Raw genomic sequence first — 20285 nt, 5'->3', positions numbered from 1 at the left:
GACAAAGGACACGATTATTATGACGAAATCTACATTATTATCTATATTACTTTCAGCCGCTGCCACTGGACTTGTCGCGCAAACGAAATTATCTGGAAAAATATTCGACAAAGACGGGCATCCCATCAAAGGTGCCACAGCCAGTCTTTTACATTTAGCTGATTCTTCCCTGATCATGCAGGCAGATGCAGCCAAAGACGGCTCATTTCTACTGCATGCGCCTAAAAATGGAAATTACCTTATACGCTATAGTTCAATCGGCTACACAACAACACATAGTCGAGCATACTCTTTAGCTGAAGCCGAACACTCAGCACTGCCCATTTTTTTACAACCAGTTGAACATCTGATGGAAACTGTACATGTTGTTGGAAAGCAGGCTAGTGTACGACAGTATGCCGATAAAATGGTAGTTGATGTCGAAGGAAGTGTATTAGCTGAAGGCAACAATGTCCTCGAATTATTGGAGAAAACACCGGGACTTGTTTCGGACGGGAAAGGAAATTTTTCAATTCAGGGTCGCGCAGGTGCTAACGTACGCATCAATGGCCGTGATATGTATGTCTCCGGTGAACAGCTTGCCAGTATTTTACGCGGACTGCAAGCCTCCGAAGTCTCCAAATTGGAACTGATCAGTAATCCTTCGGCACGTGAAGATGCCGCGGGAACTGCCGGCATAATTAATATTGTGACCAAGCGAAATGCAAAGGCCGGTTTTGGGGGCGATGCCTTCATCAGAGCTGGGCAGGGCCGACAATTTTATGGCGGTTTGGGCGGCGGATTACACTACAAGGTAAATGGGCTAGATATGTACTTGCAGGGAAATAAGAGCTTTGATCGGAGCAATAGTCATAATCTTACAGAAAGAAGTTTTTTTAACCAGGGTAATTTAACGTCTTTTCAGAGACAACACGAACGTAAGAAACTCGATGATGCCAGTTTTCATAGTGTTCGCGCTGGTGCAAAATATGAATTTTCGGACGGCGGAGTTTTGGATGGAAGTGTACATTGGATGACGGGCAATTATAAACCCTATGCATCTATCGAGATGGATACCTGGGATTATCCAGCCAATATTCAGACAGCGCATGCAATCAGTAACAACCGTTTTGACGAGTCGTTTAAAAACTGGACATTTAATATCAATTATATTAATAAATACGAAGGAGAAGATCACTTTTTAAAATTCAACTTTGACTTTGCTCCACACGGAAACGATTATAATAACCGGTTTGAAACCGATCAGTTTAATTTGCAAACAAACACGCAATCTTCAACAGGGAGGACAAATATTCAGGACTTGAGCAATACGACCTATTCCGGAAGGCTTGACTACAGTAAACCGTTAACAGATTCAAGCAAAATTGAGCTCGGCTGGAAAGGAACGTATTTCTTTATAAACAACGATGTCATAAATACGCTATTGGATAATGGCAAATGGATACAGGACGATGCAACCTCAAACCGCTTTCAATACACGCAGCATATCGAAGCGTTATATGCCATCTACTCCGGCAAATACAAACGGATAGAATATCAGGCTGGCCTGCGGGGAGAATATACATTTATAAACGCCAATCAGGTCACGTTGAACAAAAAAAATGACCAGCGCTATTTTGATCTGTTTCCAAGTGGATCATTTTTATATCATCTAAATGAGAAAAATACGTTGAGAACATCCTTTAGCAGCCGTATCGAAAGACCGGGTGATCATGACATCAACGTATTTCGAATTTACGAAGATGCCTATAGCTACAATGAGGGAAATCCTGACCTGAAGCCCGAAAAAAGCTATATTACGGAAATCGGTCATGGCTATAGGAACAAATTGTTCACCACATTAGGTATTTCATATGGACGTGACATGATCAATTGGATTATCCGACAAGGTGATAAAGTTGGTGAAAACTTGTCGAAACCAGAGAACATCGGGCGCTATATGAACTATAGCGCAAGTGTAATGTATAACCAAACGTTACGAACATGGTGGACAGCAAGCCACTATTTAAATGCATTTTACAACAACTACTCCGGAGAAATTGGAAATGTAAACCTAGATTCTAAAGGCTCAAGCTGGACAGCGAACAGCCGGCATACGCTGCAATTAAAATATGGATTTCGCAGCGAAATTGCATTTTATTATCGATCGGGAATTACTACTGGCCCTTCCCGAACGGATAAAAGGTATGGTATAGATGTCGCCGCGGAGAAAAAAATGTTTGGAGATCGTGGCATGGTCAAACTGACCGCAAATGGTCTGCTCAGAAATGCGAATCCGCAGTTGGTTAGTGAATATGGAGACCTTAAGGTATTTTATGCTGATTTTCCGGACAACAGGAAAGTCTTATTGTCACTGAGCTACCGATTTGGAGACTAAAGAAGGTGGAACTGCAATTTTGTCATATTAAGTAGACTGGCATAAAAAATGTAATACTATAGATTCATAATTTAGGTTTATAATTGGTTAGTAAAACGCTTGAATTTCCCCGATTCAAGCGTTTTTTGTTCCTAAAAATTATCTTATAGAGTCTATTAAAAAATTGACAAATTAATCAGTATTCAACATTACCCCCGGCTGAGGTCGTATTTTCCAAACAGGGAAATAATAAAACCTGAAAAATGGAAACACATGACAAAAATCACATTAGATTAAACCCATACCCTGGCGAAAAGCATCTGGCATTTGTCAAACAATCTTATCTTTAATAGCGGTAGGAAAACGGTAAATGATTACTGATTTTCAAGTGCCCAATTGGCCATTGCCTGAATAACAGGAAATAAACCTACCCCTGCCGGACTTAATCTGTAGATCACAAAAGGCGGAACAACGGGTTTTGCCTCCCTTAAGATCAATCCATCCGCTTCCAATTGTTTTAAACTCTGAATGAGCATTTTTTCTGTAATTGCAGGGATACATTTTTTAAGTTCACTATATCTCTTGCAATCCGTAGACAGATGATAGATAATAATTGGTTTCCAATATCCGCCGATCTTATCCATTGTGAAAGTTACAGGGCATAATTCCGCTGCAATTTTTTTGTTTTCCTGAATCGTCGATGTCTCCTTAATTGCTGTCATGATTGTCTTGTTTATGCGTTTAGCATACTTACTATAGGGTAAGTACTTCCTTAAAAGAAAGTACAAATGTACCTTTGTATTATCACATTTAAAAAATTAAACGATGAAAATTACAATAACAGGTTCTTTAGGAAATATAGGAAGACATTTAGTCGATATTCTTATCAAGCAAGGTCATGAGGTAAGTGTAATCAGCAGTTCTCCTGAAAGAGCGAGCGAAATTGAACATTTGGGCGCTAAAGCGCTTATTGGTTCTATCTTTGATGTTCCTTTTTTAACAGCGAGTTTTTCAGGTGCAGATGCTGCTTTTCTGATGACTCCTCCCAATTTAGGTGGCCAACATATTGTTGAGAATACCGCAAATGCAGGAAAAGCCTACGCGACAGCCATAAAGTCGACTGGCTTAAAAAAAATAGTGATGTTAAGCAGCGTTGGAGCTGATTTTGATGCTGGAACAGGACCAATTCGCGGTCTGCACCAAATTGAAGAGATATACAAAACACTACGCGATGTTCATATTACCTTTTTGCGTGCCGGATATTTCTACACGAATTTTTATAACGATATTCCATTAATCAAAAACGCAGGTATTGAAGGATCAAACTTCCCCGCAGAAATAAAAATTCCAGTGGTTGATCCCTTAGATATTGCTACTGCCGCAGCCGATGCGCTCCAAAATTCAGAAGTTGGACATCACGTGCGTTATATTGTTAGCGATTATGTTTCAGGAGGAGAAATTGCCCGCACATTAGGAGCTGCTATTGGTAATCCAAACCTGCCATGGATTGAATTTACCGACGAACAAGCTTTGGACGGCATGTTAAAGGCGGGACTTCCAACAGAAATTGCATCACTCTATGTAGAGATGGGGCAGGCAATCCGTGCAGGAAAATTACAACAAGATTTTGAAATTCAGGGTCAGCCAATCTATGGGACGATCCAGTTAAATCATTTTGCCATTGATTTTGCTAAACGATTCCAAAAACTATAGATCAATAAAAAAGGGTATTTCAACTTGTAATAACTAAAAAAGATCGGCCCTTTTTTATTAAATTTAATAGAGATGAGCACGATATTCCATCAGACTCATCCCTATTAAATCTATTGAATTAAACATCCTGCGCAGCTTTCTGAATAGGTTATAAAAAGATTTAACTTCCTTCGTATCATACTATTGAAATTATCCATGTACCTAAAGTTAAAAGGAAATACTCTTTATTAAAACAGAATACAGGTCTTCCGGCTTAACAGGCTTGACTAACCAGCAACTTATAGCCAAAGAATGACAAAGCGGTTCTATGTCTTGCTCGTCAGCACTAAAAATAGGAATGATGTTGTGCTCAAAATTGTTATTAAATTTTTTTTCGCGAATATTCTTTATTGTTTCGATACCACTGATAATAGGCAATTGATTGTCGATCAAAATAGCGTCAAAACAGCGCCCCCCTTTTAACATCTGTAATACTTCAAATCCAGTTTTTGCCTGTACGCTATCAATATTCTTTAAAGATAACATCCGAGCCAAAGCATTTCGTTCAGATTCTTCCTCGGCAACAACGAGCACATCCTTTATTTTTTTCAATCCCTCCCACTCATTTATTTCCCAGATAGAACGCACATGAATATTAAAAAAGAAACGGCTGCCTACACCAAAAGTACTTTCCAACTTCAATTCACTGTCCATCATTTTAAGCAGTTTATTCGATATGGTCAGTCCTAAACCAGTTCCGCCATAACGTTTAGTCATCGAGTTATCTTCTTGCGTAAATGCATCAAATATCCGCTCCAATTTATCTTCTTTGATACCTATGCCTGTGTCTTTGACACTAAAGCACAGAACAGCCTGGTCTGTATCATGTGATTCTACTGTAATGCTTAGTTCAATGGTTCCTTTCTCGGTAAATTTTGTGGCGTTGCTCAATAAATTCATCAATACTTGCTTGATACGGAGGGCGTCAACCCAGATGTAATGCGGTACATCGTCAGCGATATTCAGATAAAACGCTAGATTTTTGGTTTTGATCTGCAGATTAAGAAAGTTCGTCAGCTGAATAACCAGGTCGTAGAGATCGGTCTGTTCAATCTCCAGTTCTAATTTGCCGGCTTCAATTTTAGAGAAGTCCAAAATGTCATTTACGATTCCAAGCAATAAATTAGCGGATTGATCAACGATCGTAAGGTATTCCTTTTGCGTATCCTCAAGTGCTGTTCCAAGCAATAAATCGGTAAAGCCGACAATTCCATTCAGCGGTGTACGAAGTTCATGGCTCATATTTGCCAAAAATTGTGATTTTGCTGCATTTGCCTGCTCGGCTATTAATTTTGCCTTTTCCAGCTCCTCGCGTTGATGAATAATCCGGCTAATATCTGTCGCAATCGCAAGATAACCGATGACATTGTCGTTAATATCCCTAATAAGAGTAACTGCCAAGGAAACATGTAATTGAGATCCATCTTTTCGACAATAGATCCACTCTTGCTGTTCAGCACCGTGCAGCTCTGCCATATCTACAAAGAAACGAAGTTTATCTACCGAACGTCCCAATTCGACCTCCAGGTCTTTCGTCCTCAACACGAGCTCCTCTTCTAAATGAAAGTGTGCAAGACCAAATTTACCAATCACTTCTTCACTATGATATCCCAAAAGGTTTTCGGCCCCTGTATTAAACAATGTAATTACACCAGCGTTGTCGGTCGCTATAATACCGACAGCTGAGGTTGCATCCAACACTTCTGCAAGTAGTTTTTTTGAATTTGAAGACTCTGCTTCGATACGTTTACGCTTATCAATATCCTGAAAGGTACCGTATAAACGGACACAATGCCCGTTTTCAAAATCAGCATTTCCCAACGCACGTATCCACAGTTCATGACCTACGAAGGTGACAATCTCAAGTTCCAAGTCCCAAGATTCTCCCGTAGCGAGTGCGTGTTCAATTGCAGTCTGTATTTTATTTCTACTTGCTCCCGCTTTATAGAACTGTAACGCAGTTGTCAGCTCTGGTTCATAGTCTTCGGGTACTTCATGAATTTCTCTCGTAATTTCGGACCAAACAATCTTCCCATCAGCAGGCGTATATTCCCAGCCTCCAATTCTAGCTACCCTTCCAGTTCGCATCAATGTCGCCTGTGCATGCTTAAGCTTCTTTTCTAGAAAATGTTGTTCTGTAATATCTACTGCATTACCAATCACATAAGGTATTTTGTTATCACTGGCCTGCAGAATATTGTTAAACATCCAGATACGCATGTCACCCGAACGAGTCATGGTACGCATTTCTCCTTTGATTGTTCCATGCCGAACAATCGCGTCTAGGTAGTTCTGTAAATTCTCGTGCCCCTCCGATGGAACAATATCAAAAAGAGATAAAACCTGAATCTCATCTCTCGTATAGCCTAAGATCTTAGCTCCAGCATCATTGACGGTGATGAAATTCCCTTTCAGATCATGGGTACACATAAGCCCCTGAGAATTATCGAAAAATGCTTTCAGCTTTTGTTCACTTTCCCTGTACTTTTCTTTCTCCTTTCTGTTGACAATAAGCGTAACGACTTCATCCCGGAGAAGTGTTAGAATTTCTTTTTGATGCTGGTCGAGCTGCCTTGGAACACGATCGATAACGCATAGCGCACCTAAGGCATAGCCATTGGGATCGATTAATGGTAAACCAGCATAATAACGGATATTTGGTTCTCGGGTAACAAGCTCATTGGATTTGAAACGTTCGTCTTTTTCAGCATCTTCAACTTCCATCAGTTGATCTTCTTCCAGGGTATATTGGCAGAAAGATACATCCCGTCTGGTTTCTTCAGTCTCCAAACCAACGCGCGACTTAAACCACTGCCTGTCTTTATCCACCAATGAGATCAATGAAATAGTTGTACCGCATACAAGCGATGCAATTTTTGTAATGCGATCGAATTCTTCCTCTGTTGCAGTATTTAAAATTTCGTACTCATGCAACACACGTATTCGATCCGATTCATTTGTAGGCAACAATTTAGCATTCATACAAAAGCCTGTATTCGTTATTAGTTTTATCTTCGAAATCTTTATAGGTCCTAATGTCTAGCTTGCTCTAGCGTATAAATAATATTTCACTAATCTTCTAACGATTGATTTAATCAGTCCAATGCCCAACTAATCTGGATTTAGTATTGACTTTCCTGAGTCTACAGTAAAAAGTAGAAAACCAGCGGTAATAGCATGATAAAATATAAACATGAACACCGCTACACTAAAATAGTTTTAAATAAAAAAATAAACTATAAAACTAAAACTGCTCAAACAATGAACGATAACGTTTCTTTTTGCTTGACTTTTCAATGTGAAGGAATATATTTTAAAAAAAATTGAACTTGTGAAATCCAAGCTTTCCAAAAAGTCGTAAATGGGTATAAGTACAGAGAAAAAATTATAAACTAAAAGACTTTTGTTATGGAAAAGATAACCTCCCACAACGAAGCACTATTGAACTCCAATAGTGACATGGACAAAAGAGATCTCAGACGAAGAGACTTTTTAAAATATGCAGGAGCCAGCGCAGCGACATTAGCCATACTCGGTATGTCGAGCTGTAAAAAAGACCGCGATGATGGCATGGATAATGGCGGTAAAGGCATGTATTTTGGCAGCGGCGACATTGCTATCCTAAATTATGCCTATGCACTTGAACAACTTGAAGCCGCATTCTACATCCAGTTAGTCAATAATCCCTATAGCGGTATGACGGATATGGAAAAATCTTTTTTCACCGATATCCGTGATCATGAAATTGCTCACCGTGAGTTTTTCAAAGTGGCCTTGGGTGCAAAAGCCATTTCAAGTCTCGAATTTAACCTAGCTGGCGTCAATTTCAATAGCCGTGAAACAGTACTGGCAACAGCAAAAACGTTTGAAGACCTTGGTGTTTCGGCTTACAATGGTGCTGGTTGGCTAATCAAAGATGTCAATTATTTACTATTGGCAGGTAAGATTGTTTCTGTTGAAGCACGACATGCCGCTTGGGTCAGGGATATGATCGACAACGGCAGTTTTGCCAATCAAGAAGTAGTGGATTCAAATGGTCTTGATCTCGCAAAGAGTCCAAGCGTGGTGCTTAGTGCCGCGGCACCATTTATTAAGTCCAAGATTGATGTTAGTGATCTACCAACCTATTAATTCACCTAAAATCTGATTATCATGAATCTCTTAAACGTTTTTGAACAAATAAATGCTGTAGATCCTGAATTCAGCGATCGCATCAGCCCTCGTCGTGAAGCAATCAAAAGTTTGGCTTCAATGAGTAAAAAAGTAACCTTGGCTGCCCTGCCCTTTCTGATAGGCGAACTCTTTAAAAAAGCGTACGGTGCCACCGCGCCCACGGATGTAAATGGTGTACTCAACTATGCCTTGACATTGGAATATCTCGAAGCAGAATATTACACAATGGGTGTTGCCAAAGCAGGCCTTATCCCCACAGGTAAACCACTTGGTGCGATAACCACCATTCGTGACCATGAAGTTGCACATGTGAATTTTCTTAAACAAGTATTGGGCAGTAAAGCTGTTTCAAAACCAACCTTTGATTTTACTGCTGGTGGCACTTTTGGCAATGTTTTCAGTGACTATGATACATTTTTAGCTGTCGCACAAGCATTTGAAGATACTGGGGTAAGAGCTTATAAAGGCCAGGCGGGAATTTTACTTGGCAATCGCGTAGTACTGACTGCCGCACTGCAGATCCATTCGGTTGAAGCAAGACATGCCTCCCATATCCGTCAAATGCGCCGTGCCCGCGGAGGTGGAGCCGCCAATCAAAAACCTTGGATTACAGGAAGCAATGACAGTGGTATAGGAGCAGTTGTCGATCCGGTATATGCAGGCGAAAATAATGTGACACAAGCGGGAGTGGATATTACGACTTTGCCAGGCGCCTCGGGGAAAATTTCTACCAATGCGGCAACCCAGTCATTCGACGAACCTCTAACTGCAGAAGCTGTACTTAATATTGCAGGTTTATTTATAAAATCCTAACAAAAGACGTAGTTTACCTGTTTTTAGCATGTCCTGATCGGTTTATCCCATCAGGGCATTTTTTTATATACTCCCCATCACACATAATGCACTGAGCGTTGGCGCATCTTTGCCGCCTTCATCTTCCAGTGTAATGGCAAAAGCCTGAGCTTGGGGAATATCGAGCATCTTACTTGCAGTGTCTCCTTTTGAGTCCAATGGAAAAACACCTGCATTAACAGGTTTACCGTCAACCATTGCCCACAACTGATATTGCTTTCCTTTAGGTGCAACAGGCATATGTTCGATACTCAGATAAACTGCCTTTGATGCCTGATCCCAAAATACCAAGGCACGGTAATCGGGTTTATGCTCAACTCCTTTAAGAGGGATCGTTTTTATCGCTGGATTTTGAACCAGGGTCCATTTATCCTGTAAGGTTGCGAGTTTTTCCTGTTCAGCATCAAGTAAGGACGTTGTCTGATTTAACTTATTTGCTGTTTCCTGTTTACGTTGATATAAGAAAATATTAGCACCAATACTAACCGCTAACAATAGACTCGCTGCGATCGCCCACTTGTAAGATCGAGCACCGAGCGTTTTCTTGTCGGCATCGATAGCAATTACTTCGTTATGGTCTGTCGAGGCGGGCGCGAGTACTTCGTTGACTTCCTGATCTTCGCTTGGCACTAGATTTTCCGCTATGAGTTTATTCCATATATCTTGTTTGAACTGCATAGGCATCTCCATCGCTTGGCTATCAGCCAACTCTTCGAGTGCAATTTCTGCTTCGATGATGGCTTGTTCCACTTCGACATTATTTTTTCGAATACAATTCAAGATGCTCACTTCCTCTTCGGAAGCCAGCCCCAAAACGTACGATTCAATAATCCCCGACGATATGTATGCTCTAATATCCAAAACTAACGGTACTCCTTTAATAATTGTTGTAACTGTATAAATGCCGCTCTGGTACGGGTTTTTACCGTTCCGAGCGGAACATCGAGTTGCTCGGCTATTTCTTGTTGTGTATATCCTTCATAGTAGGCCATTTCAATCAAGATACGCCATTCAGGCTTCAATTTATCTAAAATATTTCTGAATCCAATAAAATCTGCTTTCGTATGTAGTTCGCCCTGACTTTGATCTTGTTCTTCCTCCCTATTTACGATATTTGAAAGCGGTTGGTTTTTCTGTTCGTTTACGATCGCTTTTGATTTTCGATGATCGAGGGCTGTATTACGGGCAATGTTGATCATCCAGGTATAAAGACGGCCTTTTTCAGCATCGAAAACATCGATGTGTCGCCAAATTTTGACAAATACGTCTTGTATGACTTCTTCCGCATGCTCGGTTGAGGCCACTATACGACAAACCACACCAAAGAGCGCAGTGGCATAGTGATCATAAAGATAACTAAAAGCCTGCTGATTCTTCTTTTTCAACAAAAGAATCAATGTTTCTTCAGAAAGGTTGTGTAATGGACTCAAATTTCACGTTTATAATGATCTAAAGATGGATATTAAAAATCAGAAAAAAAAGCAACTAATATAAAATAAGTTAAAGTACCTATAAAACAGGTTAAAATACCTAACACACCTTAGCATATATGCGAATAGCACTTGTTATTAATGTTTTACATTGCTCAATTCCTGTTTTTGGTTATTTAATTCCACTAGTAATCCCACTAGAACGGATCAATTTAACTTAATTGGGCCAGATAATCAGCTTATAGTGTCCATTTTCCGCAAATCTGGTATCCACAGTTAGATTTACTAAAATTTATCTAATAGCTTAATTTACAAGAAGAGTTCCCCTTGGAAATTGGATTTATCAATAGCATATCACATGTCGCCAGATAAAATTCATCAATTAACTGGATAATCAAATCATTTCTTTCGTTATTAAGAGCTAGTCCCACCCAATTTTTGGAGGGAAGATATTTACTCCGAGTCCATTGAACAGGCTGTTCTATTTGTTTTTCTGAACGTAACCATTCTAATCCACTATCATTGAAATATATCTTTTCATTTGACAAATCCATCACGATGAAAGGTCTTTTCTTAAAATAGAAAATACTCATATCAAGATCTGCAATTACATTCATTCGAATATGTTTTTTGAGATGCATATATGCATTTATACGGGCTAGTGTTGACATCTATTTATCTTATTGGCTATAAAATCATCATAAATTTCCATGAACATTCAAAGCAGGCGAAGTGTTCATCAGACGAGAATCAAAGATATTCGAATTAGCGGGGTAAGTGGGGGTATATTTTGTTCTAATAGGTGGAAAAAAATGTTAATGTAAGTTGAAAATACGACGGATAAAACCACTACTTTACCAAGCAAAAGGATATGTGTCAGATTGCTCCCTTACAGGTTTCGGCGAATCGTAAAATGCCTGCACGGATTGTAAATACCAACATTGAACCAGTGTTGCAATGGTTTAAATTTGATAAACAACAAAAGATATGCGGAAAGAAAGTAAAAGCACGTCATTCATTAAAAAAATTCTAGGCTTAATTAGTCTTATCCTTATGGTAACAAATAGTAAAGCACAGCAAGTCACGCACTATTTTCCAAGCGGAAAAGATAAGGCAAAGACAATCAGTGGACAGTATGGTGGTAATAGCGGAATTTGTCTTTTTGAAGATGGCAAATTTCTGTTATATGGTTATGCTACATCTGTTTTCGGGTCCTATGTTTTTGAAAAAGATTACCTGCTTTTCTATCCGGATGAAGCACCTTTATTTCAATTGTATGGGCGTCACAATGCTAACTTCAAAGACAGTACTCGTTTCAATCTGGCAGGTTTTGAAAGTGGGAAAACCTATGTACAATTTGATAATGACAGTACACATCGGGTTTTCAATGACAAGGCAAACTGTTTCAGTCCTCCTTTTGTTCATCAGGAATCCAAACCGGTTCAATCGCTTAAGTTTATTGTACAAAGTCAGTATATGGAAGATGATAGCACTTATCAAGTCTTTCAGTATACCAATGAAGGAAAATTCAATGATTTTATAGCTGCTTATAACAAGCACCAACGTGCACGTCAAAATTTCAGCGCTTACCTATATTTGGCTGAAGGTAATAAATTAGCCATCAGGCTCTCCAATTATGGCGGAGAAAGAGGTTTTTTAAGAGAAAATCAAGACGGTTCAAATCAAGAGCATTGGAACGAAATATTGACCATGAAGAAGGATTATGATCAGGCAAACTATATCGACCCCACAGAAATATTTAGCAATGCACATTACACAATATTTTACCCTGACCTCGAACAGTACATTTTAGATCCTGTCACCAAAAGATATATCAGCAAGTTTGCATCAGACAATGAAGCATTTTTTGCGGGAAATCCTGAGCAAGACGATCGGTATTTAAATAAGTACATCCGGCAAGGTCTGTCCTTTCTGCAAGATGAAAGATTCGATAAATCAAAACTAGCTAAGACCAGCTTATTCTTTACGAGCTGTGACGAACCTGAAAAATCATATCATTATGAAAATGGATCACAGCAATAATCGCTCAAAAGCCACAGCAATGATCCAAATAGGATTTTAGCACTATTAAGCGTGACAAACAGTGCCATAAACGGCGATTAATACGAGCGTGACCTTTTTCTTAAATATGGCTTAATTTTGGTAGTAATAACCGGATAAAATATACACTAGTTTTATTTCGGCAAAGATGATGAATTATATAACGATTATTATTGGACTAGGAATTTGCTCACTGGCAAGTTGTGCAACGCAAAAGGAAAGTATTGCAAATAGAAACGAGACAGAAAGTGTATCCTTAGCTGAGGGACAAAGAAAATCATTGCGAGAATATCCGATCAAGATCAAATTTAATGGTATTTCAGAAGATAGCCGTTGCCCTGAAGGCGTCAACTGTATTTGGTCTGGAGTTGCAGTAGCAGAAATTGAGATCGCAGAAAAAGCAACCGAACCCACGATTATAAAACTCGCTACAATAGATTTACAGGATAGAGGCTATCAAAGAACTGCCAATACCAACGGATATACCATTTCATTACGAGATATCGCCCCTTATCCGAACAAGGAACAAGGGACACAAACGCTACGGGGTAACTACAAAATCTCTATTATCGTACAAAAAGCTGTAAAATAAGCCCGTAGCGGTTCGCCAGCAATCGTCCTATGGAAATAGTCATTGAAAAATGACCCAATTCTATTAAAAAATGACCCAATTCTTAAAAACGCCAATACATATATTTTAATTATATGCATAGATACTTATTGGTTCATTCCTTGAAAAATAATACCTTTGCCAAAACCTCATTTATGAAAAAGTTTTTTAAATTTATTAAGATCACATTTTTTTCTATACTGGCCATTATTGGGCTATTATTCCTCTATTTTTTCATTTCCAATCGGATATTTATAGGAAATACCAATGCGGAAAATATAGCGTATCTCAAGCTCCATAAAACGGAGATTAAGGATAATATTGTAGATTCTCTATTCGACAATAGCTTCTATAATTCGGATATTTTTTTACTTGGGGAAATTCATGGCTACGCAGACAATCAAAAGTTGGACAAAGAGCTGTTATTCTATTTGAACAAAAAGCTCGGTGTTAAATATTACATTGCTGAGATGGATAGTACAAATTCCAATAAACTAAACAGCTTTTTATCCAAGCCCCTAAAAGATAACGCGCTATTGAAAGATGTGGTCAGCTCCATTCGTAAACGTATTCCGCAACAATCTAGTTTAGAGCTATATCAAAAATGGGGTGAAATTTATGATTATAACCGCAACCTTGCCGATTCGGCAAAAATCACTGTTATTGGCATAGACAAAAGCTTTACAGCGGATAAATCTGACGTGTCCAGGGATTCAGCTATGCTATTAAATTTGGAAAATTACATTAAAAATCACCATATTGATGGTCAAAAACTATATGGATTATTTGGTTTCTTTCATGTTTTACAAAAAGGAAAGGATGCAACCAACGATCCTTTTGCTACACGCCTGAAAAATAAAGGATATAAAGTATCTAGCTTTGTTAGTTATACCATTGCTAGTGAAATGTATCTCCCAAAGAATCCTCAATTTCCAACCCCTGCAGATGAAAAAGTAGATTGGGTAAATGCAGATGGCCCACTTATGCTCGTGAAAGGCATTCAGGATCTAAAAGAATTAAGTCGACCAAATAGTATATCATTGTTTAAACTCAATGCAGCACATTCACCCTATGCTACTTCTCAAAATTTAATAACTGTAAAATCACGGCTTTTTGGCGAGAATATCATACCCGTTGAGAAAACTCATACAACTGACTTTTTTCAATATGTATTTTTGTTACGCAATTCAAAGGCCTTAACAAAACTTGATTAGGACAGCAAGCATTTCATCAAAAAATCGGGTAAACAAGCTGCCTGCAGATCATATGATCAAAGAGACAAGTATCCTAATGAAAAATATTCCATTCATAAACAGGATGATCCATATTTAAAAGAAGGAATCTAGCTTATCGACTTGCAAGATATCACTTTGGTTTATATATTTGCGACATCATAAGAAATCCTAATGCGGAAGTGGCGTAATTGGTAGCCGCACCAGACTTAGGATCTGGCGCCGCAAGGCGTGGGGGTTCGAGTCCCTTCTTCCGCACTTATCATTCTCCCGAGCTTTCAGCTCGGGATTTTTTTTTGACCAGCACTTTTTTTTGATTTCTAAGCTACATGCTTCGATCACATATTTTCCTTCAGCACCAACTCATCTTTAGTCCGAATAAATGCCCCAAAAACATAAAAGATACGATCTTCAATTTTCTTGCGATCTAAATAATACGGGAATCTCATTTACTGTTCACTTCTTTTGTTATCAATATGTAATGATATTATGAGAACTTCGATCATTAAAAGAATGGTAAGATAACCAATCGGCTTTCCTAAATATAGCCCCTTGAGCAATTTTATAATTCCTAGGAGCAAGATCATAAGCATAAAATAGCGTACTATTTTTGAAATGGATTTTTGTAAAAATTTGAGGCTTAAAACCGAAGTATAGAATCCTATCAGAAGAATCAGATAGAATTTCAAAAATTGAGGTCCTTTTAAAGAAAATGGATTCCAAGTCTGCTGGTAAATTACCAACCAAATCAAACTAATCGTCATACTTGCCAAATGAACTGCTATCTTTTTCATCGTCGTTTACATTATTAGCTACTACAACCACCGCAACTACCACAGCTGCCACAACTACTACAACCGCCGGCACTACCGCAGTTATTAGCGCTCGTACAGCTTCCTCCGTCGTCAGAATTATTCCTGGACCCTTTTCGATCTTTTGGATCTTTTGGAACAATACTGTTAAGAATCAGCATAACAATTCCTACCAAAAAGAAAAAACTGATTCCCCACATGAGCATCGCCGTCAGTCTATTGATCACTTCTCCCCAACACGAGCTGAGTAGCAAAATAGGAGTACATAAAAATATCAACCCCAATTTTCCAATCATCGTTTTCCTTCGACCATTTGTTTCCTTTATCCAGATATTTTTTGGTGGCTCCTGTTTAAAAATTCCCCTGTAGCCAGCTAAAGTATCCGAAAACCACTTTTCATGCTCTTTTTTTGCGATATCCCCCCCTGCTGATGGGTGATGATGCAAGTTTTGCTTTAAAACATGTGGGCAGAATTCCTCCCAATAGTTTTGGGTATAAAGGAGATGCATATGCCAAACTTTGTCAACAATTTCACTCGGTGAAGCACCATTATCGAGTCTAAAGCAGAGATACACAAACTTTTTATACTCTTCTATCGCTTTTTGGGTAAAATCTAAAGTCCAATTTTCTTCTTTTGCTAGTTTCTTTGAAAAAGGAAAATCAACATTTGGACGATCAAGCGAAAATTCCTGAAGTCTGAGCCAGAGACTATCCTGATGTAATAAGCTATTTTTTTCCATTATCTTAACTATATATTTTCCAATCAAATATGTATAGATTGGAAAATATAAAAATCTCATAACAGTCTCTTTTTACATCAAATAAATCTTAAATTAGTCTTATAAGACAGCTCATGAAAAAAGAAGATATTCTGCACCTCGAAAAATTAATGAATTTCCTGGGATTCCATTTCCTGAAGAAAAATCATTGGGAAGATGTAACCAAAACCGAATGGTCTTTTATTGTAACAGAACTTAATGAGTTGATAACACATGATTGCAAGGAAAAGAACATAAAAAAAGAGCCACAATTATTAGGCTCTAATTATCTTTATGAACATCTTGTCATTAATAAACTAAAAAAATATGAGCAAAATACAACTGCGGACTTAAGCAAGCCTAATTTGGCAAAATTGACTTTGATCGTAAAAGCTCTAGGCTATGCAAATTATATTGATTTTATTAATTCAAATACGGAGGCCTTTAATTTTAATGATCTGAGAATTAATATGAACAATGTTAAACAGAATACCTTGCTGTTGGATCGCTTAGTTGGATGCTGGTATTCTTATAATAGAAACCTTCCGGACAATATTATGCAAGCCAAAGAGGACCGGATATGGCGATCTGCCATGGAAATATATAAATCTGAGACCTCCAATGAATATTTTATCGAAAGGAGTGGCGGCGATCATCACAAATATTTTGGAAAAATAAACGCCTATTCAGATTATGTGTTTATCTTGATGAATAGCAATACCTTCATCCGGCAACGACATTTTATATCTAGAATAAAAGATATTAATGAAAAGCTTAAAGATCCACACTTTAAGCTTTTCGAACTTCATTTTATAAGCACTTGCATCAGTTTTAATCAGGAACCCATTGCGCTATTTGAGATATTTCAAAAGGCAGATCGAAAAACATTTATTTCAGATTCCATCAGCTTCCCTATCGACAGCGATGAGATTCCGCCATCAATTTTAAAGCAACTCAAAGACACCGAAGCTAACAGAATAGATTACCGATAAATGTGTAGCATCAAGAGTTTAAACCGACCAGTCAAATGGTTTTGTACAAGGATCGCATTCAAATTTTAAAACCTTGCCTAGACTTTTGGCTTTTTTCCCTTTTTTCACAAATACATACGCTAAATCTACATATTCTTCCACTTCCACTCCGCTTTCGTCTCTACCTTTTACGATAACAGAATAATATTTCCCGTCAGGATATTGCTTAAAAAACACTTCGTTTACAGTAATTTTTTTTGGTGTTTGATTGTCGCAGCAGCTACACCATAAAATAACAATGGGTTCTTTCTTAAGATATGCAACTGCAGTTTCCGCTTGTTTTTGTGTTAGGGCCTGGAGTTGGTCGGCTTTTGAGAATAACGCTGTGCATAGCAACAAAAGAAGAAAAACGGTCTTTTTCATACAAATAGTTTTAAGTTTAAAAGAATTCATCAGCAAAGACTATGCCTTTAGATACACAAAAAATAACAACAGCTTTCCTTAGGTATGAAATAGTTGGTTATTTGTTCGCCAATTCGGGGCAGCGTATTGGATCTACCCTAACAGAAAAGCCCTATACCTTAACAACTTAAAAAGTCACTCTCAAGATACAAACGGTATCCTTAATAGATGGCGTTAGTATCTTGAGAACAAATGAATATTTTATTTTTCCCAAACCAATGCACTTGCACCAAGAATAGCAGCATCAGCTTCTTCCAATTCACTAAACACAAGTTTCACTTTATTCCTAAACAAAGGAAAAAGATTTCTTTCCATATGCAGCTTCGCAGGTTTTAAGATAAAATCACCAGCTTTAATTACCCCACCAAATAGGAGAATTGCTTCAGGAGATGAGAACATCACAAAATTGGCCAAGGCCTCACCCAGCTTCTGCCCCGTATATCTAAATACTTCGATGGCAATTGCATCCCCTTTCAAAGCACATTCATGAACAGTCTTCGAATTTATAGCATCTTCTGGATACTGATTTAACATCGACTCAGGAAATTCAGCTCTCATTTTCTTTGCCGTGATCGTTATTCCTGTCGCGGATGCATACGCTTCTAAACTTCCTTCAGAACCTGTGCTCCAATGCTTCCTTCCTCCAGGTTTAACAATGGTATGGCCTAATTCTCCAGCAAATCCGTCATGACCATAGATAAGCTTTCCGCCGGCGACGATACCGCTGCCTACACCTGTCCCTAGGGTAATCATAATAAAATCTTTCATTCCCCGCGCTGCACCAAAAAGCATTTCACCATAGGCAGCAGCATTGGCATCGTTGGTTATGGTACAGGGAATGTTAAACTTAGCGGTCATTAAGTCACTGAATCGAATGACACCCTTCCAAGGAAGATTGGGCGCATGGTCTATGGTTCCAGTATAATAATTCGCATCCGGAGCACCAACACCAATTCCATCAAAGCTATCTTTACCTCCAAAATTTTCAATTAAAGGAGATGCTTTTTCATACAACGCATCGATAAAATCCTCTACCGTCTCATAATCATCTGTTTTTATGCTTCCCTTTTCAAGTACTTCACCGCGATGATTGACCACCCCAAATTTCGTATTGGTCCCTCCGATATCTATTCCCAACGCTACGCGTCTTGATAAATCTATTAACGACATTTCTATTTCTTGTTTCTTAGTTCTAAAATTACTAAAAGATAATATTTTATGAGCAGTCGACAAAATCTTCTTGCCATTTAATATCTGTAGAGAACGCTATTTATGATCACAGGCAATCCGATCAAAGTTGGATCCATCCGGCATTGCTACTTTATTTTATCGCCTAGGCACACCAAATTACCAAAGGCGGCATAGTTTTAGCACGTTAAGAATAGTTTAGGCCCTATATTTATATTTTTTAGTACAACAATAAATTTATGAATAAAATATTGCGATTTTTTGATCTACACCAAGGTGAAGAAAAAAAGGAAGCTGTTCTGGAAAATGTTGTCAGTAATATTTCTTTTCGCGGAGCTAATGCCTGGATTCTAGCCTGCGCGATTGTAGTGGCATCTGTTGGATTGAACGTAAATTCAACTGCCGTCATTATAGGAGCCATGCTGATATCTCCGTTAATGGGGCCAATAGTAGGAGCTGGATTCGCCTTAGGGACTTTTGACTTTCCGTTATTAAAAAAATCGCTAAAAAATCTACTGATTGCCACATTGATCAGCTTGGTCGTGTCGTTTATCTATTTTCTTTTAAGCCCCTTCAAAGAGGCACAATCTGAGTTACTAGCACGCACATCACCCAATATTTACGATGTCATGATTGCAATCTTCGGTGGTCTTGTCGGTGTCATTGCTATTACAAGAGTGGATAAGGGCAATCCAATTCCTGGAGTAGCAATTGCAACAGCCCTGATGCCTCCGCTCTGTACCGCGGGCTATGGGCTCGCAATAGGCAATTTCAGCTTTTTCGCCGGCGCATTATTCCTGTATATAATAAACTGTGTTTTTATCTGCATTTCGACCTTTGTGATTGTCAAATATTTACGTTACCCCAAAACACATTATGTCGATCAGCAACGGGAAAAAAGAATTACACAAAGTATTACCATCATCACAATTATACTTGTATTGCCGAGCGTATATTTTGCCTACAATCTACTGCAAGAAAAAAAATACACAAACAAAGTAAATCAGTTCGTTCAACAGGAATTGAGCAATAAAGGTTATACGGTTATTTATGAAAAACTGGAGATGAATGGTAATCCAAAGAAATTAGAACTGGCTTTCTTATCAAAAAAATTCAGCAAAAAAGAAGTTGAGTCTCTACAACACAGCATGGAAACATTTGGGATTACCAATACCGCGCTGGTTATTCATCAGGACAGTTTAGACCTAAAATCGAGTATTCTTAGCGAAATCGATAAGCGTACCGCTGCTGTAAGTGAAAAAGACCTTACCATAAGAGCTCTCAATAATGAACTTACCAAATACCAATTGGCCAATCCACAGCTCGATCGGGATATCTTGGTATTGTTCCCCGAACTAAGCTCCTATAGCATTGGTATACAACAGCATTACAGCAAAAAGGATAGCTTAGCCAACCTTGTCGCATTTATTTATTCTACCAAAACTCCGCTATCTCAAACACAACAGGAAAAGCTACAACAATGGCTACAAAATCATTTTCCTAAAGATAGTGTGGAAATTATACGTAAATAGACTTGAGTCAGCTCGTTCTATGCCGACGATCTGACGGCTTAAACAAGCATAAGCGCTATGTTCAATTAGCAAAGAACGAATAGCTACGCCATGTTT

General features: G+C 38.5%; 18 protein-coding genes and 1 tRNA gene. 10 read left to right on the top strand and 9 right to left on the bottom strand.

The window, feature by feature from the left end; translation table 11 throughout:
- Positions 1-19: 19 nt before the first annotated feature.
- A complete protein-coding gene (locus ACHWSC_RS04825) occupies positions 20-2377 on the top strand; it encodes a TonB-dependent receptor domain-containing protein (RefSeq protein ID WP_394675949.1) in 2358 nt (785 codons plus the stop codon).
- Positions 2378-2730: 353 nt separating this feature from the next.
- Here the strand turns inward: ACHWSC_RS04825 and ACHWSC_RS04820 are convergent, their stop codons facing one another.
- Positions 2731-3078: a helix-turn-helix domain-containing protein gene (locus tag ACHWSC_RS04820; RefSeq protein WP_075993765.1), complete on the bottom strand. Its 348-nt coding sequence runs from the start codon at positions 3076-3078 to the stop codon at positions 2731-2733.
- A 103-nt stretch (positions 3079-3181) separates the two neighbouring features.
- On the opposite strand from ACHWSC_RS04820, the gene ACHWSC_RS04815 reads away from it, so the two are divergent.
- Positions 3182-4069 carry an NmrA family NAD(P)-binding protein gene (locus ACHWSC_RS04815; protein WP_394675948.1) on the top strand — a complete coding sequence of 296 codons (888 nt, stop codon included), beginning with the start codon at positions 3182-3184 and terminating at the stop codon, positions 4067-4069.
- 207 nt (positions 4070-4276) lie between these two features.
- Here the strand turns inward: ACHWSC_RS04815 and ACHWSC_RS04810 are convergent, their stop codons facing one another.
- The gene (locus tag ACHWSC_RS04810; protein WP_394675947.1) at positions 4277-7090 is read right to left on the bottom strand and encodes a PAS domain S-box protein; all 2814 of its coding nucleotides are present in this window, start codon (positions 7088-7090) and stop codon (positions 4277-4279) included.
- 426 nt (positions 7091-7516) lie between these two features.
- Here ACHWSC_RS04810 and ACHWSC_RS04805 point away from each other — a divergent pair, with 426 nt between their 5' ends.
- Both ACHWSC_RS04805 and ACHWSC_RS04800 read left to right on the top strand, forming a co-directional pair.
- On the top strand, positions 7517-8239 hold the full coding sequence (locus ACHWSC_RS04805; RefSeq protein WP_394675946.1) for a ferritin-like domain-containing protein: 723 nt from the start codon (positions 7517-7519) through the stop codon (positions 8237-8239).
- Between the two features lie 21 nt (positions 8240-8260).
- Positions 8261-9094 (top strand): ferritin-like domain-containing protein, encoded by an 834-nt coding sequence (locus tag ACHWSC_RS04800; RefSeq protein ID WP_153846491.1) that lies wholly within the window; start codon positions 8261-8263, stop codon positions 9092-9094.
- 63 nt (positions 9095-9157) lie between these two features.
- Here the strand turns inward: ACHWSC_RS04800 and ACHWSC_RS04795 are convergent, their stop codons facing one another.
- The 3 genes from ACHWSC_RS04795 to ACHWSC_RS04785 all read right to left on the bottom strand — a co-directional run bounded on the left by ACHWSC_RS04795 (position 9158) and on the right by ACHWSC_RS04785 (position 11180).
- Positions 9158-9994 carry an anti-sigma factor domain-containing protein gene (locus tag ACHWSC_RS04795; protein ID WP_205400677.1) on the bottom strand — a complete coding sequence of 279 codons (837 nt, stop codon included), beginning with the start codon at positions 9992-9994 and terminating at the stop codon, positions 9158-9160.
- Positions 9995-9996: 2 nt separating this feature from the next.
- A complete protein-coding gene (locus ACHWSC_RS04790; RefSeq protein ID WP_153846493.1) occupies positions 9997-10563 on the bottom strand; it encodes an RNA polymerase sigma factor in 567 nt (188 codons plus the stop codon).
- A gap of 296 nt (positions 10564-10859) precedes the next feature.
- Complete coding sequence (locus ACHWSC_RS04785; RefSeq protein ID WP_394675945.1) at positions 10860-11180, bottom strand: hypothetical protein; 321 nt, start codon at positions 11178-11180, stop codon at positions 10860-10862.
- Positions 11181-11616: 436 nt separating this feature from the next.
- On the opposite strand from ACHWSC_RS04785, the gene ACHWSC_RS04780 reads away from it, so the two are divergent.
- The 4 genes from ACHWSC_RS04780 to ACHWSC_RS04765 all read left to right on the top strand — a co-directional run bounded on the left by ACHWSC_RS04780 (position 11617) and on the right by ACHWSC_RS04765 (position 14724).
- Positions 11617-12606, top strand: a complete 990-nt coding sequence (locus ACHWSC_RS04780) for a preprotein translocase subunit SecD (protein ID WP_394675944.1) — start codon at positions 11617-11619, stop codon at positions 12604-12606.
- A 166-nt stretch (positions 12607-12772) separates the two neighbouring features.
- On the top strand, positions 12773-13216 hold the full coding sequence (locus tag ACHWSC_RS04775; RefSeq protein ID WP_394675943.1) for a hypothetical protein: 444 nt from the start codon (positions 12773-12775) through the stop codon (positions 13214-13216).
- Between the two features lie 173 nt (positions 13217-13389).
- A complete protein-coding gene (locus tag ACHWSC_RS04770) occupies positions 13390-14448 on the top strand; it encodes a hypothetical protein (RefSeq protein ID WP_394675942.1) in 1059 nt (352 codons plus the stop codon).
- A 194-nt stretch (positions 14449-14642) separates the two neighbouring features.
- Positions 14643-14724, top strand: a tRNA-Leu gene (locus ACHWSC_RS04765).
- A gap of 191 nt (positions 14725-14915) precedes the next feature.
- On the opposite strand, the gene ACHWSC_RS04760 is transcribed toward ACHWSC_RS04765, so the two are convergent.
- Both ACHWSC_RS04760 and ACHWSC_RS04755 read right to left on the bottom strand, forming a co-directional pair.
- A complete protein-coding gene (locus tag ACHWSC_RS04760) occupies positions 14916-15260 on the bottom strand; it encodes a hypothetical protein (RefSeq protein ID WP_394675941.1) in 345 nt (114 codons plus the stop codon).
- 14 nt (positions 15261-15274) lie between these two features.
- Positions 15275-16078, bottom strand: coding sequence for a glycine-rich domain-containing protein (locus ACHWSC_RS04755; RefSeq protein ID WP_394675940.1), 804 nt, complete (start codon positions 16076-16078; stop codon positions 15275-15277).
- A gap of 53 nt (positions 16079-16131) precedes the next feature.
- On the opposite strand from ACHWSC_RS04755, the gene ACHWSC_RS04750 reads away from it, so the two are divergent.
- Positions 16132-17028 (top strand): hypothetical protein, encoded by an 897-nt coding sequence (locus ACHWSC_RS04750; protein WP_120336375.1) that lies wholly within the window; start codon positions 16132-16134, stop codon positions 17026-17028.
- 18 nt (positions 17029-17046) lie between these two features.
- On the opposite strand, the gene ACHWSC_RS04745 is transcribed toward ACHWSC_RS04750, so the two are convergent.
- Positions 17047-17430, bottom strand: a complete 384-nt coding sequence (locus ACHWSC_RS04745) for a hypothetical protein (RefSeq protein WP_120336374.1) — start codon at positions 17428-17430, stop codon at positions 17047-17049.
- A gap of 240 nt (positions 17431-17670) precedes the next feature.
- Entirely contained in the window at positions 17671-18639 is a 969-nt protein-coding gene (locus ACHWSC_RS04740; protein WP_075993778.1) for an ROK family protein, read from the bottom strand.
- A 257-nt stretch (positions 18640-18896) separates the two neighbouring features.
- Between ACHWSC_RS04740 and ACHWSC_RS04735 the strand changes: the two genes are divergently transcribed.
- Positions 18897-20189, top strand: coding sequence for a TIGR00341 family protein (locus ACHWSC_RS04735; protein ID WP_394675939.1), 1293 nt, complete (start codon positions 18897-18899; stop codon positions 20187-20189).
- Positions 20190-20285 lie beyond the last annotated feature (96 nt).

Source organism: uncultured Sphingobacterium sp. (assembly GCF_964277905.1).
Lineage (GTDB): Bacteria > Bacteroidota > Bacteroidia > Sphingobacteriales > Sphingobacteriaceae > Sphingobacterium > Sphingobacterium siyangense.
This window is presented reverse-complemented; position numbering and strand designations above follow the sequence as displayed.